The 24939-nt window shown below is 59.7% G+C and carries 26 protein-coding genes; 15 read left to right on the plus strand and 11 right to left on the minus strand.

All coding sequences use genetic code 11. The annotated features are described in order from the left end of the window. Positions 1–218 precede the first annotated feature (218 nt). From ACZZ0G_RS14705 to ACZZ0G_RS14730, 6 genes are all read left to right on the plus strand, one after another. Positions 219–1133: an ABC transporter permease subunit gene (locus tag ACZZ0G_RS14705; RefSeq protein WP_053116796.1), complete on the plus strand. Its 915-nt coding sequence runs from the start codon at positions 219–221 to the stop codon at positions 1131–1133. Between the two features lie 3 nt (positions 1134–1136). Next, entirely contained in the window at positions 1137–2438 is a 1302-nt protein-coding gene (livM, locus tag ACZZ0G_RS14710) for a high-affinity branched-chain amino acid ABC transporter permease LivM (RefSeq protein WP_093430197.1), read from the plus strand. After that, on the plus strand, positions 2435–3307 hold the full coding sequence (locus tag ACZZ0G_RS14715; RefSeq protein ID WP_016985385.1) for an ABC transporter ATP-binding protein: 873 nt from the start codon (positions 2435–2437) through the stop codon (positions 3305–3307). The genes livM and ACZZ0G_RS14715 overlap by 4 nt, the downstream gene beginning before the upstream one ends. Then, entirely contained in the window at positions 3304–4020 is a 717-nt protein-coding gene (locus tag ACZZ0G_RS14720; RefSeq protein WP_463556606.1) for an ABC transporter ATP-binding protein, read from the plus strand. The genes ACZZ0G_RS14715 and ACZZ0G_RS14720 overlap by 4 nt, the downstream gene beginning before the upstream one ends. A gap of 838 nt (positions 4021–4858) precedes the next feature. Continuing rightward, positions 4859–5623 (plus strand): SDR family oxidoreductase, encoded by a 765-nt coding sequence (locus ACZZ0G_RS14725; RefSeq protein ID WP_007915905.1) that lies wholly within the window; start codon positions 4859–4861, stop codon positions 5621–5623. 173 nt (positions 5624–5796) lie between these two features. Next, positions 5797–6702, plus strand: a complete 906-nt coding sequence (locus ACZZ0G_RS14730; protein ID WP_463556607.1) for a cation diffusion facilitator family transporter — start codon at positions 5797–5799, stop codon at positions 6700–6702. 123 nt (positions 6703–6825) lie between these two features. Here the strand turns inward: ACZZ0G_RS14730 and ACZZ0G_RS14735 are convergent, their stop codons facing one another. The 7 genes from ACZZ0G_RS14735 to ACZZ0G_RS14765 form a co-directional block, all read right to left on the minus strand. Further along, positions 6826–7959: an AGE family epimerase/isomerase gene (locus ACZZ0G_RS14735; protein ID WP_463556608.1), complete on the minus strand. Its 1134-nt coding sequence runs from the start codon at positions 7957–7959 to the stop codon at positions 6826–6828. 181 nt (positions 7960–8140) lie between these two features. Next, positions 8141–8713, minus strand: coding sequence for a HupE/UreJ family protein (locus ACZZ0G_RS14740; protein WP_463556609.1), 573 nt, complete (start codon positions 8711–8713; stop codon positions 8141–8143). Between the two features lie 27 nt (positions 8714–8740). Continuing rightward, on the minus strand, positions 8741–9355 hold the full coding sequence (ureG, locus tag ACZZ0G_RS14745) for an urease accessory protein UreG (protein ID WP_053116815.1): 615 nt from the start codon (positions 9353–9355) through the stop codon (positions 8741–8743). An 11-nt stretch (positions 9356–9366) separates the two neighbouring features. Next, a complete protein-coding gene (locus ACZZ0G_RS14750; RefSeq protein ID WP_463556610.1) occupies positions 9367–10041 on the minus strand; it encodes an urease accessory protein UreF in 675 nt (224 codons plus the stop codon). Then, positions 10038–10538, minus strand: coding sequence for an urease accessory protein UreE (gene ureE / locus ACZZ0G_RS14755; RefSeq protein ID WP_463556611.1), 501 nt, complete (start codon positions 10536–10538; stop codon positions 10038–10040). Before ureE ends, ACZZ0G_RS14750 begins: the two co-directional genes overlap by 4 nt. A gap of 303 nt (positions 10539–10841) precedes the next feature. Continuing rightward, positions 10842–11474, minus strand: coding sequence for a TetR family transcriptional regulator (locus ACZZ0G_RS14760; RefSeq protein ID WP_463556612.1), 633 nt, complete (start codon positions 11472–11474; stop codon positions 10842–10844). 155 nt (positions 11475–11629) lie between these two features. Then, positions 11630–12097 carry a hypothetical protein gene (locus ACZZ0G_RS14765; protein ID WP_463556613.1) on the minus strand — a complete coding sequence of 156 codons (468 nt, stop codon included), beginning with the start codon at positions 12095–12097 and terminating at the stop codon, positions 11630–11632. Between the two features lie 385 nt (positions 12098–12482). Here ACZZ0G_RS14765 and ACZZ0G_RS14770 point away from each other — a divergent pair, with 385 nt between their 5' ends. Continuing rightward, positions 12483–14558 carry an AsmA family protein gene (locus ACZZ0G_RS14770; RefSeq protein WP_463556614.1) on the plus strand — a complete coding sequence of 692 codons (2076 nt, stop codon included), beginning with the start codon at positions 12483–12485 and terminating at the stop codon, positions 14556–14558. Positions 14559–14687: 129 nt separating this feature from the next. Here the strand turns inward: ACZZ0G_RS14770 and ACZZ0G_RS14775 are convergent, their stop codons facing one another. Continuing rightward, the gene (locus tag ACZZ0G_RS14775; RefSeq protein ID WP_122606555.1) at positions 14688–15221 is read right to left on the minus strand and encodes a ferritin-like domain-containing protein; all 534 of its coding nucleotides are present in this window, start codon (positions 15219–15221) and stop codon (positions 14688–14690) included. A 90-nt stretch (positions 15222–15311) separates the two neighbouring features. Further along, entirely contained in the window at positions 15312–16241 is a 930-nt protein-coding gene (locus ACZZ0G_RS14780) for a LysR substrate-binding domain-containing protein (protein WP_463556615.1), read from the minus strand. Positions 16242–16350: 109 nt separating this feature from the next. Between ACZZ0G_RS14780 and ACZZ0G_RS14785 the strand changes: the two genes are divergently transcribed. The 3 genes from ACZZ0G_RS14785 to ACZZ0G_RS14795 all read left to right on the plus strand — a co-directional run bounded on the left by ACZZ0G_RS14785 (position 16351) and on the right by ACZZ0G_RS14795 (position 18265). After that, a complete protein-coding gene (locus ACZZ0G_RS14785) occupies positions 16351–16989 on the plus strand; it encodes an FMN-dependent NADH-azoreductase (RefSeq protein WP_463556616.1) in 639 nt (212 codons plus the stop codon). Further along, the gene (locus ACZZ0G_RS14790) at positions 16990–17295 is read left to right on the plus strand and encodes a DMT family transporter (protein ID WP_007915923.1); all 306 of its coding nucleotides are present in this window, start codon (positions 16990–16992) and stop codon (positions 17293–17295) included. A 91-nt stretch (positions 17296–17386) separates the two neighbouring features. Further along, the gene (locus ACZZ0G_RS14795; protein WP_463556617.1) at positions 17387–18265 is read left to right on the plus strand and encodes an alpha/beta fold hydrolase; all 879 of its coding nucleotides are present in this window, start codon (positions 17387–17389) and stop codon (positions 18263–18265) included. 109 nt (positions 18266–18374) lie between these two features. Here the strand turns inward: ACZZ0G_RS14795 and ACZZ0G_RS14800 are convergent, their stop codons facing one another. Beyond that, positions 18375–19262: a DMT family transporter gene (locus ACZZ0G_RS14800; RefSeq protein WP_095121883.1), complete on the minus strand. Its 888-nt coding sequence runs from the start codon at positions 19260–19262 to the stop codon at positions 18375–18377. A gap of 96 nt (positions 19263–19358) precedes the next feature. Here ACZZ0G_RS14800 and ACZZ0G_RS14805 point away from each other — a divergent pair, with 96 nt between their 5' ends. From ACZZ0G_RS14805 to ACZZ0G_RS14815, 3 genes are all read left to right on the plus strand, one after another. Further along, positions 19359–20153 (plus strand): AraC family transcriptional regulator, encoded by a 795-nt coding sequence (locus ACZZ0G_RS14805; protein ID WP_463556618.1) that lies wholly within the window; start codon positions 19359–19361, stop codon positions 20151–20153. A gap of 63 nt (positions 20154–20216) precedes the next feature. Further along, complete coding sequence (locus ACZZ0G_RS14810) at positions 20217–20522, plus strand: PsiF family protein (protein ID WP_463397856.1); 306 nt, start codon at positions 20217–20219, stop codon at positions 20520–20522. A 330-nt stretch (positions 20523–20852) separates the two neighbouring features. Next, the gene (locus tag ACZZ0G_RS14815) at positions 20853–21866 is read left to right on the plus strand and encodes an AI-2E family transporter (RefSeq protein WP_007915933.1); all 1014 of its coding nucleotides are present in this window, start codon (positions 20853–20855) and stop codon (positions 21864–21866) included. A gap of 113 nt (positions 21867–21979) precedes the next feature. On the opposite strand, the gene ACZZ0G_RS14820 is transcribed toward ACZZ0G_RS14815, so the two are convergent. After that, on the minus strand, positions 21980–23248 hold the full coding sequence (locus ACZZ0G_RS14820) for an Hsp70 family protein (RefSeq protein ID WP_463556619.1): 1269 nt from the start codon (positions 23246–23248) through the stop codon (positions 21980–21982). 291 nt (positions 23249–23539) lie between these two features. Between ACZZ0G_RS14820 and ACZZ0G_RS14825 the strand changes: the two genes are divergently transcribed. Both ACZZ0G_RS14825 and ACZZ0G_RS14830 read left to right on the plus strand, forming a co-directional pair. Continuing rightward, positions 23540–24490, plus strand: coding sequence for a DnaJ C-terminal domain-containing protein (locus ACZZ0G_RS14825; RefSeq protein ID WP_463556620.1), 951 nt, complete (start codon positions 23540–23542; stop codon positions 24488–24490). A gap of 23 nt (positions 24491–24513) precedes the next feature. After that, positions 24514–24819: a chaperone modulator CbpM gene (locus ACZZ0G_RS14830; protein ID WP_016984795.1), complete on the plus strand. Its 306-nt coding sequence runs from the start codon at positions 24514–24516 to the stop codon at positions 24817–24819. The last annotated feature ends 120 nt before the right edge of the window (positions 24820–24939 follow it).

Below are 24939 nucleotides of genomic sequence, written 5' to 3' on the forward strand. Positions count from 1 at the left end.
CCCACCAATCCAATGTGGGAGCGAGCCTGCTCGCGAAGACGGAATGACTGCCAACACATGTGTTGAATGATCGACCGCTTTCGCGAGCAGGCTCGCTCCCACAGGGACGGTGTGGGACGGGCGGATCGTGGCTGACATTGCTCCGACGTAAATCTGTATTTTTCCTAGAAGAGCCGCACACCCCGGGTGTGCAGGTTCTCACTGCGTGAGATTGCGTTATGGATGGTATTTTCCTGCAGCAACTGGTCAACGGCCTGACCCTCGGGTCGGTCTATGGCCTGATCGCCATCGGCTACACAATGGTCTACGGCATCATCGGCATGATCAACTTCGCCCACGGCGAGGTTTATATGATTTCTGCTTACCTGGCGGCAATCAGTCTGGCTCTGCTGGCTTACTTCGGTATCGAATCTTTCCCGCTGCTGATGCTCGGCACGCTGATCTTCACCATCGTTGTCACGGCGGTCTATGGTTGGGTCATCGAGCGTGTTGCCTACAAACCCCTGCGTAACTCCACCCGACTGGCACCGCTGATCAGCGCCATCGGTATTTCCCTTATCCTGCAAAACTACGCGCAGATCGCTCAAGGGGCGAAGCAGCAAGGCGTGCCAACCCTGCTCACTGGCGCGTGGCGTGTCGATATCGGCACCGGCTTCGTGCAACTGACTTACACCAAAGTCTTCATTCTGGTGGCCGCGTTCGTCGGCATGGGCGTGCTGACCTACATCATCAAATACACCAAGCTCGGACGGATGTGCCGTGCGACCCAGCAAGACCGCAAAATGGCTTCGATCCTCGGCATCAACACCGATCGGGTGATTTCCTATGTGTTCATCATCGGTGCAGCCATGGCGGCGCTGGCCGGCGTGCTGATCACCATGAACTACGGCACTTTCGACTTCTATGCCGGCTTCATTATTGGCATCAAGGCGTTTACCGCAGCAGTACTCGGCGGGATCGGTTCACTGCCCGGGGCAATGCTCGGTGGGATCATCCTCGGCATTTCCGAGTCGCTGTTCTCCGGTCTGGTCAACTCCGACTACAAAGACGTGTTCAGCTTCTCGCTGCTCGTACTTGTTCTGGTCTTCCGGCCGCAGGGCCTGTTGGGCCGTCCTCTTGTGTCGAAGGTGTAAGCGATGTCTTCAACCACTCAAAAATCCATCGATATCAAAAAAAGCCTGGTTGAGGCGATTCTTGCCGGCCTGATTGCTCTGATCGTTTTCGGCCCGATTGTCGGCGTTGTGCTCGAGGGTTACAGCTTCAACCTCGAACCGACCCGCGTGGCCTGGATCATCGGCATTGTCATGCTTGGCCGCTTTGCCCTCAGCCTGTTCCTGCAAACGCCCAAAGGCCTGAAAATTCTCGACGGATTCGAGAGCACCGGTTCCGGTGTGCATGTGCTGCCTGCCGATCACAAATCTTCGCTGCGCTGGATCATCCCGCTGCTGATTGTGCTGGCCGTCATCGTGCCGTTTGTCTCCAACTCCTATCTGCTGGGCGTGGTCATCCTCGGCTTGATCTACGTGCTGCTGGGGCTGGGGCTGAACATCGTGGTCGGTCTGGCCGGTCTGCTCGACCTCGGTTACGTGGCGTTCTACGCCATCGGTGCCTACGGTCTGGCGCTGGGTTATCAGTATCTCGGTCTGGGTTTCTGGACCGTGTTGCCGCTGGCGGCGATCACTGCCGGGCTGGCCGGGTGCATCCTCGGCTTCCCGGTGCTACGTCTGCACGGCGACTATCTGGCGATCGTGACCCTGGGCTTCGGTGAAATCATTCGCCTGATCCTCAACAACTGGTTGTCGCTGACCGGCGGCCCGAACGGTATGCCGGCGCCATTGCCGACGTTCTTCGGTCTGGAGTTCGGCAAACGGGCGAAGGATGGCGGGGTGCCGTTTCATGAGTTTTTCGGCATCGCCTACAACCCTGACGTGAAGTACTACTTCATTTACGCGGTGCTGTTCCTGGTGGTGCTGGCTGTGTTGTACATCAAGCATCGTCTGGTGAAAATGCCGGTCGGCCGCGCCTGGGAAGCCCTGCGTGAAGATGAAATCGCCTGCCGTTCGATGGGCCTCAACCACGTGTTGGTCAAGCTCTCGGCGTTCACCATCGGTGCATCGACGGCCGGTCTCGCCGGTGTGTTCTTTGCTACCTACCAGGGGTTCGTCAACCCGACCTCGTTCACCTTCTTCGAATCGGCACTGATCCTCGCCATCGTCGTGCTCGGCGGCATGGGCTCGACCATTGGCGTGGTGATTGCGGCATTCGTACTCACCGTCGCTCCGGAACTGCTGCGCGGCTTCGCCGAATATCGCGTGCTGCTGTTCGGCATTCTGATGGTGTTGATGATGATCTGGCGACCACGCGGGCTGATCCGCATCAGCCGTACCGGGGTCACTCCACGCAAAGGTGCCATTCACTATGAGAGGACTGCGCCATGAGTGAAGTCGTACTCTCTGTCGAAAAGCTGATGATGCATTTCGGCGGCATCAAGGCGTTGAGCGATGTCAGCCTGAAGGTCAAGCGCAACTCGATCTTCGCCCTGATCGGCCCCAACGGCGCCGGCAAGACCACGGTGTTCAACTGCCTGACCGGGTTCTACAAAGCCTCCGGCGGCAAGATCGAACTCAACGTGCGCGGTCAGCAGACCAACGTCATCCAGTTGCTGGGCGAGTCGTTCAAACCGACGGATTTTGTCTCACCGAAATCTTTCCTCAGCCGCATGTACTACAAGATGTTCGGCGGTACGCACCTGGTAAACCGCGCTGGCCTGGCGCGGACCTTCCAGAACATTCGCCTGTTCAAGGAAATGTCGGTGCTGGAAAACCTGCTGGTGGCTCAGCATATGTGGGTCAACCGCAACATGCTCGCCGGCATCCTCAACACCAAGGGCTATCGCAAGGCCGAAAGCGATGCGCTGGACTGCGCGTTCTACTGGCTGGAAGTGGTCGATCTGGTGGACTGTGCCAACCGTCTCGCCGGTGAGCTTTCCTACGGTCAGCAACGCCGTCTGGAGATCGCCCGAGCCATGTGCACGCGGCCGCAGATCATCTGCCTCGACGAACCGGCCGCTGGCCTCAACCCTCAGGAAACCGAAGCGCTGAGCGCGATGATTCGCCTGCTGCGCGACGAGCACGATCTGACCGTGGTGCTGATCGAACACGACATGGGCATGGTAATGAGCATTTCCGACCACATTGTGGTACTGGACCACGGCATCGTCATCGCTGAAGGCGGGCCTGAAGCGATCCGCAACGATCCGAAAGTGATCGCGGCCTATCTCGGCGCCGACGAAGAGGAACTGGTATGACGCAACCGATCCTCGAACTGAAAGACCTCGACGTCTTCTACGGCCCGATCCAGGCCCTCAAAGGTGTTTCGCTGCAAATCAATGAAGGGGAAACCGTCAGCCTGATCGGCTCCAACGGCGCGGGCAAATCGACGTTGCTGATGTCGATCTTCGGCCAGCCCCGGGCGGCGGGCGGGCAGATCCTTTATCAAGGCGTCGACATCACCCAGAAGTCCTCACACTACATCGCCTCCAATGGCATTGCGCAGTCGCCGGAAGGGCGGCGGGTGTTCCCTGACATGACCGTCGAGGAAAACCTGCTGATGGGCACCATCCCGATTGGCGACAAGTACGCCAAAGAGGACATGCAGCGCATGTTCACGCTGTTCCCACGGCTGGAAGAACGGCGTAACCAGCGGGCGATGACCATGTCTGGCGGTGAGCAGCAGATGCTCGCCATTGCCCGTGCGTTGATGAGTCGGCCGAAGTTGCTGCTGCTCGATGAACCGAGCCTCGGGTTGGCGCCGATTGTGGTGAAGCAGATCTTCGCAACCCTGCGGGAACTGGCGAAAACCGGCATGACCATCTTCCTGGTCGAGCAGAACGCCAACCATGCGCTGAAGCTGTCGGACAGGGCGTATGTGATGGTTAACGGCGAGATTCGCCTGACTGGCACGGGTAAAGAACTGTTGGTGAACGAGGAAGTGCGTAACGCCTATCTGGGCGGGCACTGAGTCTTCCAGCGTTATGCACAGCCCCGGCGACGCAAGTCCCGGGGCTTTTTTACATCTCAAATCCACCTCAACCCCTTGTGGGAGCGAGCCTGCTCGCGAATGCGGTGTATCAGTCACTTGATTGTCTGGATATGCCATCGCTTTCGCGAGCAGGCTCGCTCCCACCGTTGAATTGTGCAGATCCAGAATTGTGGAAAACAAATTCCCGAAGCTGCCAAAGCGCGACATATAGACGCTGCAAATGCCTGTTTTTCCACAGTTTTGACTTGTCCCCGGTTACTGTGGAGCTGGCTGTGAATAACGTGGGTGTATCTGGCTGCAGGCCTTGTAATCCGTGGCTTTCAAGTGTGTGGTTGTTTTTTGATCAGGCGTTTTTATGGGAGCGCAAGACGTCGTTGTCAACCTTTTTCTGGGCATTGACTGTCAGACAATTCCATGTCGATAAGCCTGTGGATAAGTCTGTGATTAAACTCTGGAAAGACTGCGCTGAGGGCCGTAGTTACTGGCCTCGCGCAATCACTGTACTGACCGGTCGGTCGTGCAAAATGCCATGTCCGGCACATCTGCCGCTTCAGGGTCAAGCAAAAAACTTTCTATTTAGCCCGCAAAGCCTTGTGTGGCGTGGCTTTGCGCATTTGCACTTGCCCCCGGAAACTGTGGAAGGGACTGTGGATAACATGCGTGCACATGGCTACAGGCCACGGCGGCTGTGGCGTCGACAGAGTTGGTTGTTTTTTGTACCGCTTGTGGGAGTTGCCCGTGAATGCGCGGGCGGGCATGCTGCCTGCTGATTTTCTATTCCAAGGGCTGCTCAGGCGGCCGAAGCAAGGAGAACACGATGTCCAACACCCTGTTTATCACCGGCGCGACGTCCGGATTTGGTGAAGCCTGTGCCCGCCGTTTTGCCGAGGCTGGCTGGAAACTGGTGCTGACCGGCCGTCGTGAAGAACGCCTCAACGCCTTGTGCGCCGAGTTGTCGAAGCAGACTGAAGTCCACGGTCTGGTCCTCGATGTGCGTGATCGCAAGGCGATGGAGGAGGCGATTGCCAATCTGCCGCCGTCGTTCGCCAAGCTGCGCGGGCTGATCAACAACGCAGGTTTAGCGCTGGGCGTGGATCCGGCGCCGAAATGCGATCTGGACGATTGGGACACCATGGTCGACACCAACGTCAAAGGCTTGATGTACGCCACGCGCTTGCTGCTGCCGCGCCTGATTGCCCATGGCCGTGGCGCCGGCATCGTCAACCTTGGTTCCATCGCTGGCAACTATCCGTATCCGGGCAGCCATGTGTACGGCGCGACCAAGGCGTTCGTTAAACAGTTCTCGCTGAACCTGCGTTGCGACTTGCAAGGCACCGGCGTACGGGTCAGTAACATTGAGCCGGGGCTGTGCGAGAGCGAGTTCTCGCTGGTGCGTTTTGCCGGCGATCAGGAGCGTTACAACGCGACTTATGCCGGTGCCGAGCCGATCCAGCCGCAGGACATCGCCGAGACGATTTTCTGGGTGATGAATGCGCCGGCGCACATCAACATCAACAGCCTGGAACTGATGCCGGTGAGCCAGACCTGGGCCGGTTTTGCCATTGAGCGTAATAAGGCCTGACACCGCGTCATCGTTCTTCGCGAGCAAGCTCGCTCCCACATGAGACCGCGATCAAATGTGGGAGCGAGCTTGCTCGCGAAGGGGCCGTCACAGGCAATAAATTCCGATAAGGTAAACTCCCCTCGCAACAACCCAACCGCACCCCGCGGTTTTCAAGGTTTCGAGGAGTCAAAGTGAGTAACCGAGGTGAGCAGGCACTGCTCAAACAATCGACCATTCTGATGTTGGCGGTGGCGATTGCCGGGATCGTCACCGGTTTTGTTTCAGGTTCGCAATCCATCCTGTTCGATGGTTTTTTCTCGCTGATCGCAACGTTCATCAAAGTCTTGATGCTGATCACCGCCAAGCTGATCGCCAAGCAAAGCAATCACCGCTTCCAGTTCGGTTTCTGGCATCTGGAGCCTATGGTGCTGCTGATCGAAGGCAGTTTCCTGATGTTGATCGCGATCTACGCATTCCTTAACGGCGTGTTCGGCATCATCAACGGTGGCCGCGACATCGAGTTGGGCCTGGTGATCATTTATGCGGCGGTGTTCACCGTTGTCGAGTTCGCTTATTTCTTCTACGTACGTCGGCGTAACCGCAAGCTCAAATCCAGCCTGATCCAGTTCGACAACATCAGTTGGCTGGTGGACGCGATGCTGTCCGTGGGGCTGTTGATCAGTTTTCTCGCGGCACTGCTGCTCAAGTCCCAGGGTTATGGCCAGTGGGCGGTGTATGTCGACCCGCTGATCCTGATCGTGCTGGCCCTGACCATGTTGCCACCGGCGTTCAAGATCCTTGGCCCGGCCTTACGCGATGTGCTGGGAATCGCGCCGGACACACTGGATGATCAGGTACGCCAGGTGATGGACGCGGCGAAAGCCGAGCACGGTTTCGACGATTACGTGTCGTACGTGCAGAAGCACGGGCGGGCGCGGTTTATCGAGATTCATGTGGTGTTGCCGGCGGATTATGCGTTGAGCAGTGTCGGTCAGCTGGATACGTTGCGTGAGGAGATTTCGGCGAAGCTGGGCAAACCGGATGCGGCGCGCTGGTTGACCATCAGCTTTACCGGCGACAAGAAGTGGATCGCCTGAAGACCGTGTAACGGCTGTTCGCGAGCAAGCTCGCTCCCACATTGGAATTGCGTCGAACACACTATTTGTGAACTGCACAAATCAACTGTGGGAGCGAGCCTGCTCGCGAAAGCGATCTATAAGTCAGCGAAGATATTCAGCGAGACCGTGGTAGCAAGTCGCCAGGTGATACGGCGTAGTAGAAGGCATGTCCTTACGGCTCACCTCTCCCACTTCATCCCGGCACTCATGCCAGCCCCCGGCATGCAAAAACCGCTGCTGCAACGCCTGCAACTGGCGCAGCACCACTGCTTCACTGCCCTGACGCAACGTCAGTGCGCGCAGATATTCCGCCTGAGCCCAGATCCGCTGAGTCGAGTCTCGCGGGCGTCCATTCGTTTCCAGATCGAGCATTGCCCGCACCGCACCAGATGGCTGCACCACACCGTATTGCTCGGTGAAGGCGAACGCCCGATCCAGCGCCGTATGCAATTTCGAACCACGCAACAGCGCAGACGATTCGAGCAAGAAATACCATTCGAATTGATGCCCCGGCTCGTACCAGTTATCCACAGCGCCGAGCGGCTTCTCCATCAACACGCCATATTGCGGATCGACGAACTGCTTGTGCATGGCTGTGCATAACTCCAGCAATGCCTTTTGCGTCTGGGCATCTTCGCGAACCGCCAGGGTGGCGAGAAACGCTTCGGCCAGATGCATCAACGGGTTTTGCAGCGGACCGGTTTGCAGGGTGATCCAGTCGCGCTCCAGGCAGGCTTCGTACAAGCCATCGCCGGTCGCAAAGCGTCGGCCGATGATTTCCAGCGCGGCATTCAGGGTCGACTCGACCAGCGGATCGCCGGACTTTGCCCAGTAATGCGCGCATGCAAACAGGATAAAGGCGTGGGTGTAGAGATCCTTGCGCTGATCCAGCGGCTTGCCCTGCGCGTCGATGCTGTAGAACCAGCCGCCGTGCTCGGCATCATGAAAGTGCCGTTGCAAGGAGCGGAACAGCGCCGCTGCGCGCACATCCGCGTTATCCACAACCCCGATCAGGCTGGAAAACAGATACAACTGCCGTGCACAGGCCATCGCCCGATAGCGCTGCGGTGGCAGCGGCTGATGCGCAGCGTCCAGCGCTTCATAGGGCAACGCCATGTCGGCGTTCCAGCCCGGGCCTTGCCAGAGCGGCACGATCACGTTGACGAAGTGCTGCTGCACAGCGCCGAACAGGGCGGTCAATTCAGGCAGGGAGGTGGAGCGGGAAGCGTGGGGCATGGGCGGACGTCGTCACGGCTGGGGCGATTGCGCGACATGGTAGCAGAGAGACCGGCCTGAGCGATGTGGTGTCTGTCAGACCGCCTTCGCGAGCAGGCTCGCTCCCACAGTGGATTTGCAGTGCACACAAAACCTGTGGGAGCGAGCTTGCTCGCGAAGGGGCCCTTTCAAACAATAGAGATCAGCCCGCCAGTAACCAAACTCCAGTCGCCGCCGAAGCCGCGCCCGCCAGGCGCACCAACGGTGCCGCAGCCTGAGGCAGGAAACGCACCACGGCATAACCCGCCGCATGCAGTGCAGCCGTCGCAGCCACAAAACCCGCCGCATACGCCCAAGGACTGCTCATGTCCGGCAGCTCCAGCCCATGCGCCACGCCATGGAACAACGCAAACACCGCCGTCGCCACCACCGCCATGACCAACGGCGGACGCACCGCCAATGCCACCGCCAGACCTAGCGCCAACACCGACGCGGCAATCCCGCTTTCCAGCGCCGGCAATTCCAGCCCTTCAAACCCGAGCATGCCGCCAATCAGCATGGTGCCGACAAACGTGCACGGCAGCGCCCAGCGCGCCGCGCCTTGCTGCTGCGCCGCCCACAAACCGACTGCCACCATCGCCAGCAAATGGTCGAGGCCGCCGATCGGGTGGCTGATGCCGGCGATCAAACCGCTGTCGCCGTGCCCCGGGTGAGCGAAGGCCAGCGCCGGCGTCAGCAGCAGCGCCACGGCGCCAAGAATACGTTTGAGTGTCATGGATAAGCTTCCTTGTTGATAAATGAGTCAGGCTGCAGTCAGCAGGCCCTGGCGTTCGATGAAGGCGATGATGGCTTCAAGGCCCTGACCGGTTTTCTGGTTGCTGAAGACGAACGGCTTGCCGTTGCGCATGCGTTTGGTGTCGCTGTCCATCATCTCCAGCGAGGCGCCCACCAGCGGCGCCAGGTCGATCTTGTTGATCACCAGCAGATCGGATTTGCAGATCCCCGGCCCGCCCTTGCGCGGCAGCTTGTCGCCGGCCGAAACGTCGATCACGTAGATGGTCAGGTCGGACAGTTCCGGGCTGAAGGTCGCCGAGAGATTGTCGCCGCCGGACTCCACCAGTATCAGATCGAGGCCCGGAAAACGCCGGTTCAGTTGATCCACCGCTTCGAGGTTGATCGAGGCGTCTTCGCGGATCGCCGTGTGCGGGCAGCCACCAGTTTCCACGCCGATGATCCGCTCGGGGGCGAGTGCTTCGTTGCGCACGAGAAAATCGGCGTCTTCGCGGGTATAGATATCGTTGGTGACCACGGCGAGGTTGTAGCGCTCGCGCAAGGCCAGGCACAGGGCCAGGGTCAACGCGGTTTTGCCGGAACCGACCGGGCCGCCGATGCCGACGCGCAGAGGTTGTGTGTTCATCGAGTGTTCTCCTAAGAACGGAAGAGGCGGCTGTACTGGCGCTCGTGGGCCATGCACGCCAGGGACAGACCGAACGCGGCGCTGCCCATGTGTTCGGGGTTGATTCGGCTGGCGTCCTGCTGCGCTTGTTGCAGCAGCGGCAGCAGTTCGCTGGTCAGGCGTTGCGCGGCTTGCTGACCCAGTGGCAGGGTTTTCATCAATACAGCGAGCTGGTTTTCCAGCCAGCTCCACAGCCACGCGGCGAGGGCGTCCTGCGGGTTGATGCCCCAGGCGCGCGCGGCCAGCGCCCAGCACAGGGCCAGATGCGGTTCAGTGCATTGATCGAGAAAGTCGCGCGCCGGCGCGTCGAGTTCTGGTAAACCGTTGAGCAGTTGCTGCAACGAATAGCCCATCTGCCGGCTCTCCAGATGTAACTCGCGAGTCTCGCGACTGGCGCGATGGCTTTCGCACAGAATCCGCAGTTCGGCCCATTCCTCATCCGCTGCGGCTTGACAATGCGCGAGTAGCAACGGCGCCTCGAAGCGGGCGAGGTTGAGCAACAATTGATCGCTGATCCAGCGCCGCGCGCTGTCCGGGTTGTTCACGCGGCCGTTATCCACCGCCATTTCCAGGCCTTGCGAATAGCTGTAACCGCCAATCGGCAATTGCGGACTGGCCAGGCGCAGCAGCGCCCAGGCCGGATTCACAGGCGTACGCCGAACTGATGGAGTTTCGGCGCGTAGTTGAAGTCTTCGTCGCCGTGGCGTGAATGGTGATGGCCGCCGCCGTAGGCGCCGTGTTCCGGCTGGAACGGCGCCTCGATCGCTTCGACCTGCGCGCCGAGTTGTTCGAGCATGGCTTTGAGTACGTAATCGTCGAGCAGGCGCAACCAGCCGTCGCCAACCTGTAGAGCGACGTGGCGGTTACCCAAGTGATAGGCCGCGCGGGTCAGTTCGAAGGCGTTGGCGCAGGTGACATGCAACAGTTGCTCGGGGCGGGCGCAGACGCGGACGATGCGGCCGTCTTCGGCTTGCAGGTATTCGCCGTCAAACAGCGGCGGCTGGCCGCGCTCCAAAAACAACCCGACGTCTTCGCCTTCGGCACTGAAACAGCGCAAACGGCTTTTACTCCGCGCTTCGAAGGTCAGGTGCAACTCGGCGGCCCAGACGGGTTGAGGGTCGATTCTGCGGTGAATCACCAGCATCGGAAAGCTTCCAGCTATGGACGATACTCTGGCTAGAGCAAGGGCCTTGCCAATCGGACGAGATGTAGGAAATCCCTGTCGGAGCGTAGTGGATGTTTCAAGATGTTGCGGAAATATGGAAGGTTTTGGTGCGTGAAGATTTTTTAATGCACCAAATCAGAGCCTCGACACATGAGCCAATTGTGGGAGCGAGCCTGCTCGCGAAGGCGGTGTGTCAGCCATATAAATGTTGCTGAAACTACGCTGTCGCGAGCAGGCTCGCTCCCACAGGGGGGAATTTGGTGTGTCAGTAATGAGGGAGTGTTACTCGGTACTGCCCAGCCCTTGCCAATGCTTGAGGCCGATAAAGATAAAGCGCAGTTGCTGGGTGATCTTCGCCTGTGGCGTCAGATGCTCCGGCAGCGCTTCAGGGGGCGGGTCGATGATGTCCGGCAGGGTGGCAAATACCGATTTGACGATCAGGTCTGCCATCACGCTCAGGCCATCGGCATCCAGGTGCTGTAGCTTGGGCATCATCGTCAGGTCCGCCGCGAGGTCGGAACTGATGTTCTCGCGCAACCGTCCGATCGCCTGACGCACCGGCAGCGAACCGCCGTATTGTTCACGGGCGAGAAACAGGAATTGCGAGCGATTGGCGCTGACCACGTCGAGGAAGATCCGCACCGAAGCATCAATAATGCCGCCCATGACGAATTCGTTATGCCGCACCAGGCGGATGGTTTCGCGGAAGGTCTGGCCGACTTCGCTGACCAGTACCAAGCCCAGCTCATCCATATCAGCGAAATGCCGGTAGAAACCGGTGGGCACGATGCCGGCGGTTTTCGTCACTTCGCGCAGGCTCAGGCTGCCGAATCCTCGGCCGCTTTCCATAAGGTGGCGGGCAGCGTCCATCAAGGCGTTGCGGGTCTGTTGCTTCTGTTCGGCGCGGGGCAGCATCGCAGGGTGTGTTCTTTGGCAGGACAAGCGCCGCACTCTAGCAAATCGGCTTTGTCGGCGTCGAACGGGAGGGTGTGCAGCGAAAGATTTTATCGAGCCGGAAAAGTCAAAAGCCCAATCGGGTGATTGGGCTTTTTTTCGAGGCCGCCATGGGCTTAGCTCAAGGCACTGTTGCGTTCGATCACGCGGTCACCACCACCTTCAGCAAGGGTTTGACCTTGTGGAGTGCGGTCGCCGCCGTCAGATGCCAGGGTCTGGCCTTGTGGGGTGCGGTCGCCGCCATCGGATGCCAGGGTCTGACCTTGTGGGGTGCGGTCGCCGCCGTCAGAAGCCAGGGTCTGGCCTTGTGGAGTGCGCTCGCTACCGTCGGAAGCCAGAGTCTGACCTTGTGGAGTCTTGTCGTAACCGTCCTGAACCAGACCTTTCTCTTCCAGGCGATCACGGCCGCCTTCAGCCAGGGTCTGGCCTTGTGGGGTGCGGTCCGAACCATCAGCGGCTACGGTTTGGCTGAACACCGAGTGGCTGGATTTCACTTGCGGGGTAGCCTGATCGGCAGCGGGCAGGGCGAAAGCAGTGCTGGCTAGCATCGACAGGGTAAGACTGAGCAGTAATTGGCGTTTCATGATGGGTTGCTCCTTGGGAGGGCGATAAAGTGGGTACGAGGGCAATGCTACTCTCGATAAGTCGATATAAAAGTTCATAAACGCAATGGTAATAATCAACAGAATTGATTGTTCTGCCGGGAGGCTCTAGATCGCGGCTTTCCGGGCGACGGTTTTGCACCGGGGTGGGTATTTCCGACTCACTCGCGCCTCGCAAAAGTGCGGGTCGCGGTAACACTGTTCGACTGATTGGTCAGATTCCGCGCGACTTTTTGCGCAGTAATCGGCCTTTCGATTAAACCTGCGGCGGGTTTGCCAGTCGTAGATTTCATGAGGGCCGCTTTGGCCCGCCGTTTCAGCCGTGCGCCGCAGTCTTTGCGTGCGGTCGTGATCAGGAGCTTTGTGCATGACGCGCACTGGAAAAATCTTCAGCTGGACCTTCGCCATCCTCGTGCTGCTACTGGCCGTGCTGGTATTGATCATCGTGTTCTTCGACTGGAACCGGATCAAACCGCCGCTCAACGCCAAAGTCTCGGAAGAACTGCACCGACCGTTTGCCATCAACGGCAACCTCGCGGTGATCTGGCAGCGCGAGCCGGACGAGGGTGGCTGGCGTGCGTGGGTGCCGTGGCCGCATGTGGTGGCCGAGGACTTGAGCCTGGGCAACCCGGACTGGTCGAAGAAAGCGCAGATGGTCACGCTCAAGCGCGTCGAGTTGCGTATTTCGCCTTTGGCACTGTTGGCGCAACGGGTAGTGATTCCACGCATCGACCTGACCGAACCGAATGCCGAGTTGCAGCGCCTGGCCGACGGCCGCGCCAACTGGACGTTCAAGTTCGATCCGAAAGATCCCGATGCAGAACCCTCGAACTGGGTGGTCGACATCGGCGCCATCGGTTTCGACAAGGGCCATGTCACCCTCGACGATCAAACGCTCAAGACCAACCTCGATGTCTTGATCGACCCTCTGGGCAAGCCGATCCCGTACAGCGACATCGTTGGCGCCAAAGCGGCGAAGACTGCGCAGGACAGGGGCGGTGCGCCGCAGGATTACGCGTTTGCCTTGAAGGTCAAAGGCCAATACCACGGCCAGAACCTCACCGGCCAAGGCAAGATCGGCGGATTGTTAGCGTTGCAGGACGCAAGCAAACCTTTCCCGTTGCAGGCCCAGGCGAAGATCGGCGATACCAGCATCGAACTGGCCGGCACGCTGACCGATCCGCTGAATCTCGGCGCCCTCGATCTGCGCCTGAAACTGGCTGGTGCCAGCCTCGGTAATCTTTATCCACTGACTGGCGTGACCCTGCCGGACACCCCGCCATATTCCACTGACGGTCACTTGATCGCCAAGCTGCACGACGAGGCCGGGGCGAAATTCACCTATGAGCAATTCAACGGCAAGATCGGCAGCAGTGATATCCATGGCGACCTGACCTACGTCGCCAGTCAGCCACGGCCGAAACTCAGCGGCGCGTTGCTCTCCAACCAGCTGTTGTTCGCCGACCTCGCGCCGCTGATTGGCGCCGACTCCAATGACAAGCAAAAGGCTCGTGGCGGCGAAAGCAAACAACCGGCCGATAAAGTGCTGCCGGTCGAAGAGTTCAAGACCGACCGCTGGCGCGCGATGGACGCTGATGTCGAGTTCACCGGCAAGCGCATCGTCCACAGCGAGAAACTGCCGTTCAACGACCTCTATACCCACCTGAAACTCAACGACGGCGAACTGAGCCTGGAGCCGCTGCGTTTTGGCGTGGCCGGCGGCAATCTCGATGCGCAAATCCGCCTCAATGGCCGCACCGAGCCGCTGGAAGGCCGGGCCAAACTGACCGCGCGCCGCTTCAAACTCAAAGAGCTGTTCCCGACCTTTGAGCCAATGAAGACCAGTTTCGGTGAGCTCAACGGCGACGCCGATATCAGCGGTCGCGGCAACTCGGTGGCCAAGCTGCTCGGCGGGGCCAACGGCAAATTGAAGATGTTGATCAACGACGGCGCGATCAGCCGTGAGTTGATGGAGCTGGCCGGGCTCAACGTCGGTAACTACGTGGTCGGCAAGATCTTTGGCGACAAGGAAGTGAAGATCAACTGCGCGGCGGCGGACTTCGACATCAAGACCGGTCTGGCCACCACGCAGCTGTTCGTCTTCGATACCGAGAACGCGATCATCTACATCGACGGCACGGCGAACATGGCTACCGAGCAGCTGGATCTGACCGTGACCCCGGAATCCAAGGGCTGGCGTTTGATTTCCCTGCGTTCGCCGCTGTATGTGCGTGGCAAGTTCATCAAACCGGATGCCGGCGTGAAGGCTGTGCCGCTGATGTTGCGCGGGGCGGGGATGGTCGCGCTGGGCGTGATTGCGGCGCCGGCGGCGGGGCTGTTGGCGCTGGTGGCGCCGAGCGGTGGCGAGCCGAATCAGTGTGCGCCGTTGCTGGAGCAGATGAAGGCGGGCAAGGCGCCAGTCACCGTTAAACCCACTAAATAAGAGCCAGATCAAAAGATCGCAGCCTTCGGCAGCTCCTACCTTGGAATGCATTTCCACGTAGGGGCTGCCGAAAGCTGCGATCTTTTTGCTTCTGTTGCGGCCCCTTCGCGAGCAGGCGGTTCTAATGTTTTACAGGTCGTTCAGGATGTCAGCCATGTCATCGGCGTGCTCTTCTTCCTGCGCCAGAATATCTTCGAAGATGCGGCGGGTAGTCGGGTCTTTCTCGCCGATGTACTGGATGATCTCGCGGTAGCTGTCGATGGCGATCCGCTCGGCAACGAGGTCTTCGTAGACCATCTCTTTGAGGGTGTTGCCCGCCACGTATTGCGCGTGGGACATTTTCGACAGCATGTCGGGGTTGAACTCAGGCTCGCCGCCCAATTGCACGATGCGCTCGGCCAGGCGGTCGGCGTGCTGGGCTTCCTGGGTGGCGTGTTCGAGAAACTCTTCGGCGGCCACATGGGCTTTCACACCATTGGCCATGAAGTAGTGGCGCTTGTAGCGCAATACGCAGACCAGTTCAGTGGCCAGCGATTCATTGAGCAAGCGCAGCACCTCTTCACGGTCGGCGCTGTAGCCCTCGGTGACGGCGCCGTTCTCGACGTGTTGGCGCGCACGGTCGCGCAAGGTTTGAACATCTGACAGATGCAGGTCGTCGCTCATTTCGATCTCCTGGAGGCTAATCCGATGGGCGCCACGTTCTGCGGACGCGGTCGCTACCTAAGCTGTGAGTAGTGAGCGTTGCAAAAAGTTTTACCCGATTTGCGCCGACCTTGGCGTCAATCCTGAGCGCTGCGCTTCTTCGCGCAACCAGGCAAAAAATGCGCGCACCGGCGGGTGCCGCTCACGTCCCGGCACACACAATGCGCTGTAACCGGCGCCATCGACCTGAACCTTGCCCATGAACGGCACCAGCAAACCACTGGCGACGCTCTCCGACACCAGAATATTGCTCGCCAGCACCAGCCCTTGCCCGGCGATCGCCGCTTGCAGGGCGTAATGCTCTTCATCGTATTCGCGGATGGCTGGCTGTTGGTTCAACCAGTGTTCGCCGGCCTTGGCGCACCACGCTTCCCAGCCATGGGCATACAGCTTCGAGTTATGCCAGCGCACGCTGATCAACGTCGGCGTGCGCCGCGCGGCCAGCGCTACTTGCTCGGGCGAGCCGTACACGCCGAACGATTCATCGAACAGACACAGACCGTAGAGGTTCGGGTAATCGTCGAGGCTGTAGCGCAACACCAGATCGACACTGGCGTCCTGATGCAGATCGATGACTTCGCAATGGGTATCGAGACGCACGTTGATGTTCGGATGCCGCGCATAAAACCGGCCGAGCCGCGGCACCAGCCACAGCGCGGCAAACGCGGCAGTGGTCGATAGCGTCAGCGTGCTGGCGTTGCGCTGCGGGCGCAGGGTGTCGACGCTTTGCGCCACTTCCAGCAGCGCGCCATGCAGGCTGCGAAACAGGCGTTCGCCACCCTCGGTCAGGCGCACCTGACGTGGCAGGCGTTCGAACAGCGCAACGCCGAGCCAGTCTTCCAGCGAACGAATCTGGTGCGAAATCGCCGTCGGCGTGACCGACAGTTCTTCGGCGGCAGCCTTGAAGCTGAGCAGTCGTGATGCCGATTCAAAGGCGCGCAGGGCGGTGAGTGGCAGCGAGGCAAACATTGAAATCTCCATGAATGAAATCAATTCATCCAGACTGACTTTTGCTCATTTGAAAAGAGGCAGTGGCGAGCTTCAAGCTGCAAGCCACAAGTAGTTTGATTCTAGTCCGGAGGATTTATAGATGAGCAAAATTCTTGCGATTCATGCCAGCCCACGTGGCGACCGTTCCCACTCGCGGCGGCTGGCGGAAAGCTTTCTCAGTGCCTGGCAGGTCCATCAGCCGCAGGCGCAAGTGACTCGCCGCGAGGTCGGGCGGGCGCTGATCCCGGCGGTAAACGAAGCCTTTGTCGCTGCTGCATTTCATCCACAGCCTGAAGCGCGGCCATTGTCGATGCAGGCCGATCTGGCCCTGAGCGATCAACTGGTTGGCGAGTTGTTCGACCACGACCTGCTGCTGATTTCCACGCCGATGTACAACTTCAGCGTGCCCAGCGGCCTCAAGGCCTGGGTCGATCAGATTGTGCGCCTGGGCCTGACCTTCGATCACACGCTGGACAACGGCGTCGCTCAATACACGCCGCTGTTGCAGGGCAAAAAGGCGCTGATCGTCACCAGTCGCGGCGGTTTCGGTTTCGGCCCGGGTGGCGAGCTGGAAGCCTTGAACCATGCCGATCCATGGCTGCGCACGGCGCTGGGGTTTATCGGCATCAACGACGTCACCGTGGTCGCGGCCGAGGGCGAAGAGTCCGCTGAACGCACCTTCGCGGTATCGGTGGCCGAGGCCGAGCAGCGTTTGCTCGACCTCGCCCGGGTGTTCTAGATGGCCTGGCTGTTCTTGCTGATCGCCGCCGGGTTTGAAGTGACCTTCGCCATGGGCATGAAGTACGCCGAAGGTTTCACCCGGCTCTGGCCGTCGTTGATTACGGTGATTGCGGCGGTTGGCGGCATTTATTTCCTCACTTTGGCGATGCGCGAGTTGCCGGTAAGCATTGCGTACCCGATCTGGACGGCGATTGGCTCGCTGGGCACGGTGTTCCTCGGTTTCGCCCTGCTGGGCGAAAGCCTGACGCTGGTCAAACTGGTTTCGGTAGGGCTGATTGTGGCGGGGGTGGTGGGCCTGAAGTAGGCTGGTGGTTGAGTTGTCATCATCACGGAGGATGCTTGGCGGGCGTTTTGCACGCCTTGCATCCACTCACCGACCACAAGGATGTTTGCTCATGTCGACGCGTTATCCACTGGTGCTGGTGCCCGGCATGCTCGGGTTTATCCGGCTGGTTCTTTATCCGTACTGGTACGGCATCATCAAGGCATTGCGCCGTGGTGGTGCGACGGTGATTGCGGTGCAGGTGTCGCCGCTCCATTCGACGGAGGTGCGTGGCGAGCAGTTGCTCGCGCAGATCGATGAGATCTTGCGCGAGACCGGGGCGCAAAAGGTCAACCTGTTCGGCCACAGTCAGGGCTCGCTAACGGCGCGCTATGCGGCAGCGAAACGACCGGATCTGGTGGCCTCAGTGACATCGGTGGCCGGGCCGAATCATGGCTCTGAGCTGGCTGACTATCTGCACAAACACTACCCGGCGGACAGCGCCAAGGGCCGTATTCTTGAGGTTCTGTTGCGTTTTGTCGGCTGGCTGATGGCGCTGCTGGAAACCGGTTACCACGGGCCGAAATTGCCGGTGGATATTCACGCCTCGCACCAATCGCTGACGACGGAGGGCGTGGCGCTGTTCAATCAGCGTTATCCACAGGGCCTGCCGCAAACGTGGGGCGGGCACGGGCCGGAAGAGGTTAACGGCGTGCGCTACTACTCTTGGTCGGGGACGTTGCAGCCGGGCAAGACTGATCGCGGCGGCAATCTGTTCGACGGCACCAATCGCAGCTGTCGCTTGTTTGCGAAAACCTTTGTGCGTGAGCCGGGGCAGTGCGACGGCATGGTCGGGCGCTACAGCTCGCATCTGGGCACGGTGATTGGCGATGATTATCCGCTGGACCACTTCGATATCGTCAATCAGTCGCTGGGGCTGGTCGGCAAGGGCGCGGATCCGGTGCGGTTGTTTGTCGAGCATGCGGCGCGGCTTGCGGCTGCCGGGCTTTAGGATCAAAAGATCGCAGCCTTCGGCAGCTCCTACAGGTTCGGTGTCGAACACAAATTTTGTGAACGCCCCGAACTCATGTAGGAGCTGCCGCAGGCTGCGATCTTTTCCATCAGGCAACGCTGATTCGGCGACCCAACACGGTGGTCCAACGCTCGGAAAGAATCACCCCGCCCAACGTCAACAACCCGCCCACCAGGTGATACATCGCCAACTGTTCCTTCAACACCACCGCCGCAATCAGCGCAGTAATCAACGGCAGCAGATTGAAAAACAACGTCGTGCGACTTGGCCCCAGACGCTGCACAGCCTGCATCCACGCCAGCGGCGCGAGCATCGACGCCAGCAGACACGCATACAGCACCAGTGGAATGTTCTGCAGGGTCAGCCCGGTCTTCGGCGAAGCGGCATACAGCGGAAACAACACGACAATCGCCACCAGCACCTGCAAATACAGCAACACCAGCGGCGGCAGGCGCAGCTGCCATTTTTTCAGCAAAGTGCTGTAGATCGCATAGGCCAGAGTGGCGATCAACATCATCGCATCACCCATGTTCACGCCGTGCTGCAGCAACGCGCCGAGGCTGCCGGACGAGACCACCACCAGCACACCGGCAAACGACAACACCGCACCGACCAGCGCGCCGGCGGTCAGGCGCTGCCCGAGGCTAATGATCGCCATGGCCAGCGACATCAACGGCATCAGCGACAGAATGATGCCCATGTTGGTCGCCGTGGTCAGAGTCGCGGCGAAGTAGGCGAGGCTCTGATACACCGCCATGCCGAGTACGCCGAGAATGAAAATCTTGCCCAGGTTCGGGCGGATCTGCGGCCAGTGCGCGATCACCGCTTTGAGCATGAACGGGGTGAACAGCAAACCGGCGAGCAGCCAGCGATAGAAACCGATCTCGGCGGGAAAAATTGCCCCGACCGCCAGTTTGTTGATCACGGTATTGCCGGCCCAGATAAAAATCGCCAGCAGCGGAAACGCGTATTGCATGAGTCGAAACCAGTACGTTGATGAAGCGCAATTATCCCTTGTCTGGATGCAGGCCTATACTGCGAACCGGACAACCTGCCTCTGAAACCGGACAGCATGAACAGCAAACACATCGATCTGCTGGATTTCAGCGAACTGCCATCGGCGGTGTACTTCCGTTATGCCGACTTCAACGCCCACGAATTCGCCGCGCCGCACCGCCATCCGTGGGGCACGCTGGAGTACGCCGCCCATGGCGTGCTGCACATGGACGTCGACGGCAGTCGCTTCATGTCACCGCCGCAGTACGCGGTGTGGGTGCCGCCGCAGGTCGAGCACAGTTTCTACAGCCATCAACCGGTCAACTATCGCGCGGTGTGCCTCGACCCCAAGGTCTGCGCCGAACTGCCGAAGCGCGCCTGTACGCTGGCGATCAGCGACATTCTCAAGGCGATTCTCAAGGACTTCGCCGCCCGCGACGTGAAGATTCCCGAGCTCGATGCCGATCAGCGCCTGGCCCAGGTGTTGGTCGATCAATTGCAACAGGCGCCAGTGCATGAGTGTTATCTGCCCTACGCCAGTAGCCCGGGATTGCTGGCAATCCTCGAAACCTTGCAGGCCGAGCCGGGCAATAATCAGCCACTGGCGCATTGGGCGCTGCAGGTGCACGTCAGTGAACGCACGCTGGCCCGGCAATTCGTTCGGGAGTTGGGGATGAGTTTTGGCGAGTGGCGTCAGCGTCTGCGTTACCTCGCTGCGATCGAGGCGCTGGAAACTTCGCGCAGCGTGCAGGAAATCGCCTTCGACCTCGGTTATAGCAGCGGCTCGGCATTTATCGCCATGTTCGTGCGGCAGGCCGGCTGTACGCCGGAGCAGTATCGCCGTAGCCATCTCGACGGCAGGAAGGTGTAACAGGATTTGGCTACACTCCAGCAGAGGCCGCCCCCCTCGGTGCGGCGACAAGGAGAAAACTCCATGAAGATGTTGCGTGTGCCTTTGTTGATGATTGGTTTGCTCCTGTGTTCCCAGGGTTTCGCCGCCACGGCGCAACAGAACAAAATGACCACCTGCAATGCCGATGCGACCGCCAAGAGTCTGAAAGGCGATGAGCGCAAATCCTTCATGAGCACCTGCCTCAAGGCTGCGCCGGCGGCCAACGATGCCAAGGCACTGACCCCGCAGCAGGAAAAAATGAAAACCTGCAACGCCGATGCGAAAACCAAGGCGCTGACCGGCGATGCGCGCAAGACGTTCATGAGTGATTGCCTGAAGAAAAAATAACCTGGTTCTGTGGGGGGGCGGGGTCGAGGCGTTCGCTTGAGATTTGCCCTCACCCTAACCCTCTCCCGGAGGGAGAGGGGACTGACCGCGTTGTTTTCAGATATCCATCGACCTGAACTATCTGGCCGATTTTGGATTCAATGCAGCACTGGCATGTCGCCGGATTATTTCGCCACTCCTCGATCGGTTCCCTCTCCCTCCGGGAGAGGGCTAGGGTGAGGGCTGGATCTCAAGCCGGGCACCAAAAGCTGAAGCACCGCATAATTCTAGTGCTCGCCCCGGAACGCTGGCAGACTGCCAATCCTTTTACGCCGTTCGTTTTGAGGCTGTATGCCAACGTTTTCTGAGCGTCATGTAGTGTTCTGGGTCAGTTGCATCATCATTTTCGGCGGTTTGCTGCTGGTGTTGCCGCTGCGCTTGCTACCGAGCCTGCTGGCCGGGCTGCTGGTATTCGAACTGGTCAACATGCTTACGCCGCAACTGCAACGGCTGATCGAAGGCCGCCGTGCACGTTGGCTGGCGGTGGCGTTGCTGGGCACGTTGGTGGTGAGTGTGCTGGCGTTGATCTTCGCCGGCGCCATCAGCTTCCTACTGCATGAGGCGGAAAACCCCGGCGCTTCCCTCGACAAATTCATGGGCGTGGTTGATCGCGCACGCGGGCAATTGCCGCCGTTCATCGACGCCTATCTGCCGGCCAGTGCTGCCGAGTTTCGCGTGGCGATTGGCGAGTGGATGAGCAAACACCTGTCCGACCTGCAACTGGTCGGCAAGGACGCCGCGCACATGTTCGTGACGTTGCTGATCGGCATGGTGCTCGGCGCAATCATCGCCTTGCAGCGCATCCCCGACGTGACCAAACGCAAACCGTTGGCCGCCGCGCTGTTCGACCGTTTGCACCTGCTGGTGCAGGCGTTTCGCAACATCGTTTTTGCGCAGATCAAGATTTCCCTGCTCAACACTTTCTTCACCGGGATCTTCCTCGCGGTGATACTGCCGATGTTCGGCATCAAGCTGCCGCTGACCAAAACCCTGATCGTGCTGACCTTCCTGCTCGGCCTGTTGCCGGTGATCGGCAATCTGATGTCGAACACGCTGATCACCATCGTCGGCCTGTCACTGTCGATCTGGGTGGCGATTGCCGCGCTGGGCTATCTGATCTTTATCCACAAGCTCGAGTACTTCCTCAACGCGCGCATCGTCGGCGGGCAGATCAGTGCCAAGTCGTGGGAGTTGCTGCTGGCGATGCTGGTGTTCGAGGCCGCGTTCGGCCTGCCGGGGGTGGTGGCGGGGCCGATTTATTATGCGTACCTGAAGAGTGAGTTGAAACTGGGCGGGATGGTTTAACAGCAGCTTCGAGTTACAAGCTTCAAGCTACAAGTAAAAGCAGAAGCGAGAGTCGCAGTGGCTCTTGCTTTTGCTCTTACTTGCCGCTTGCAGCTTAAAACTTGCAGCTGCCGTTAAACGCCATAGCGTTTCATGGCTTCAATCGCCAAACCGCTACCAATGCTGCCGAAGATATTCCCTTCAACATGGCGCGCATTCGGCAGCATCGCCGAGACGCTGTTACGCAGCGCCGGAATTCCGCTTGAACCGCCGGTGAAGAACACCGTATCAACTTGATCCACCGCCACACCGGCATCGTTCAACAACTGCGTGACGCTGCCGCGCACTCGCTCCAGCAAGGCATCAATCGCCGATTCAAACAGCACGCGCGTCAGTTCCACACTCAAACCGGCCTCGATCCGATCCAGCGGCACATGGCGGCTGTCGGTATGAGTCAGCTGGATCTTGGTTTCTTCGACTTCCATCGCCAACCAGTGCCCGGCACGCTGTTCGATCAGTTTGAACAAGCGATCGATGCCGCCGGTGTCTTCGATGTCGTAGCGCATGCTGCCCAGCGCCAGGCTGGATTTCTGCGAGTACACCGAGTTGATGGTGTGCCAGGTCGCCAGGTTCATGTGGTGGCTGGTTGGCATGTAGGCGCCGCTCTTCATGCGGCTGCCGTAGCCGAACAGCGGCATCAGGCCTTGCAGGCTCAACTGCTTGTCGAAGTCGGTCCCGCCGATGTGCACGCCGCCGGTGGCGAGGATGTCGTCGTGACGGTTATCGAAACCGCGACGCTCCGGCGACAGGCGCACCAGCGAGAAGTCGGAGGTACCACCGCCGATGTCGACGATCAGCACCAGCTCTTCTTTCTCGATGGTCGACTCGTAGTCGAACGCCGCCGCAATCGGTTCGTACTGGAAGGAGACGTCCTTGAAACCGATCTTCTTGGCCACATCGACCAAGGTGTCTTCCGCTTCCTGGTCAGCCAGCGGATCGTCATCGACAAAGAACACCGGGCGCCCGAGCACAACCTGCTCGAATTCCCGACCGGCGGCGGTTTCGGCACGGCTCTTCAGTTGGCCGATGAACAGACCGAGCAAGTCCTTGAACGGCATCGCCGTGCCGAGCACGCTGGTGTCGTGCTTGATCAGCTTGGAACCGAGCAGGCTTTTCAGCGAGCGCATCAGCCGGCCTTCGTAGCCTTCCAGGTACTCGTGCAGCGCCAGACGACCGTAAACCGGGCGGCGTTCCTCGATGTTGAAGAAGACCACCGACGGCAGGGTGATCTTGTCGTCTTCCAGCGCGATCATCGTTTCCATGCCGGGGCGCAGCCAGCCGACGGTGGAGTTGGACGTGCCGAAGTCGATACCGCAGGCACGGGCTGGAGAGGCGTCTTTCATGTCTTTCGGTTCCGGTCAAAAAAACGGCCGCGCAGTGTATGTCAGTGCGCGCCAGAATCGAAGGCCGGTCATCTGCTATTTCGCGACTAAACTGCTTGAAACTCGCAGCTTCGCCCCAAACTTGCTGGCATGGGCCGGCAGAACCACCGGCGGTCGCAAGAACCGCCGTCCACTGCCGATAAACTTCTGCTGCGCCACCCGGTCACAACCTTGAGATCGGTCAACCTGGCACGCGCGAATCGGCGCATGCTGGCATCGGCGCGAAATCGATAACGGATGGTGATTCCTTCAATGGACTTCAAAGACTATTACAAGATACTCGGCGTGGAGCCGACAGCAGACGACAAGGCAATCAAGGCTGCCTATCGCAAGCTGGCGCGCAAATACCACCCCGATGTCAGCAAGGAAAAAGACGCCGAGGCCAAGTTCAAGGACGCCTCGGAAGCTTATGAAGCGCTGAAAAGCGCCGACAAACGCGCCGAATATGACGAACTGCGCCGTTATGGCCAGCACGGTCAGCCGTTCCAGGGGCCACCGGGCTGGCAGAGCCGTGGCGGCTTTGGTGGCGGCGGTGGCGACACCGGCGACTTCTCGGACTTCTTCAGTTCGATCTTCGGCAATCGCGGCCCCGGTTTCGGTGGCGGCGAAGGTCGGCAACAACGCAGTGCTGGGCGCCGAGGGCAAGACGTGGAAATGGAACTGCCGATCTTCCTCGAGGAGACGCTGTCGAACGAGTCGAAGAAAGTCACCTTCCAGGTGCCGCAATACAACGCCAACGGCCAGCACGTCAGCAACACCAGCAAGAGCCTGAACGTGAAGATCCCGGCAGGCGTGACCGACGGCGAGCGTATCCGCCTCAAAGGCCAGGGCGCACCGGGCGTCGGTGGCGGGGCGAATGGTGATCTGTACCTGACCATTCGTTTTGCGCCACACCCGAAATTCGATGTCGAAGGTGAAAACCTGATCATCACTTTGCCGCTGGCACCGTGGGAACTGGCGCTGGGTGCCGAAGTGGCGGTGCCGACCCTGACTGGCAAAATCAATCTCAAGGTCCCGGCCGGCAGTCAGAACGGCCAGCGCATGCGCGCCAAAGGTCATGGCTTGAAAAACAAGGCCGGCGAGCGCGGTTATCTGTTTGTGCAACTCAAAGCGGTGATGCCGAAAGCGGCCGACGACGAGGTCAAGGCGCTGTGGCAGGAACTGGCGCAGAAAGCCGCCTTCAATCCGCGAGAGAACTTTTAAATTCGACGACGGAGTAGCCCATCATGAGCAGCCCCCTGATCGTTCAACTGGACCTGGCAGAATTCTGTGAGGCGGCCGATTTGTCGGACGTCTACGTGATCGAAATCGTCGAGCACGGCATCCTCGAACCTCAGGGCGCGCAGCCCCGGGAATGGCGTTTCACCGATTACGAACTGGCCCTGGCCAAACGTGCGGCGAAGTTGCGCCGTGATCTGGAACTGGAGTGGGAAGGGGTTGCCCTGGCGCTGGACTTGCTGGAAGAGGTGCGCGAGTTGCGTGCTGAAAACCGCATGTTGCGTCAGCGGTTGGGGCGGTTGGTGGTTGAGTAGTGGTCTAATGCTTTTCGGTTGATTGATCGGGCCTCTTCGCGAGCAGGCTCGCTCCCACAGGAGTGCGCATTCCAATGTGGGAGCGAGGCTGCTCGCGAAGAACGGTGACGAGGTATAACA

It is taken from the genome of Pseudomonas sp. AC169 (genome assembly GCF_979258515.1).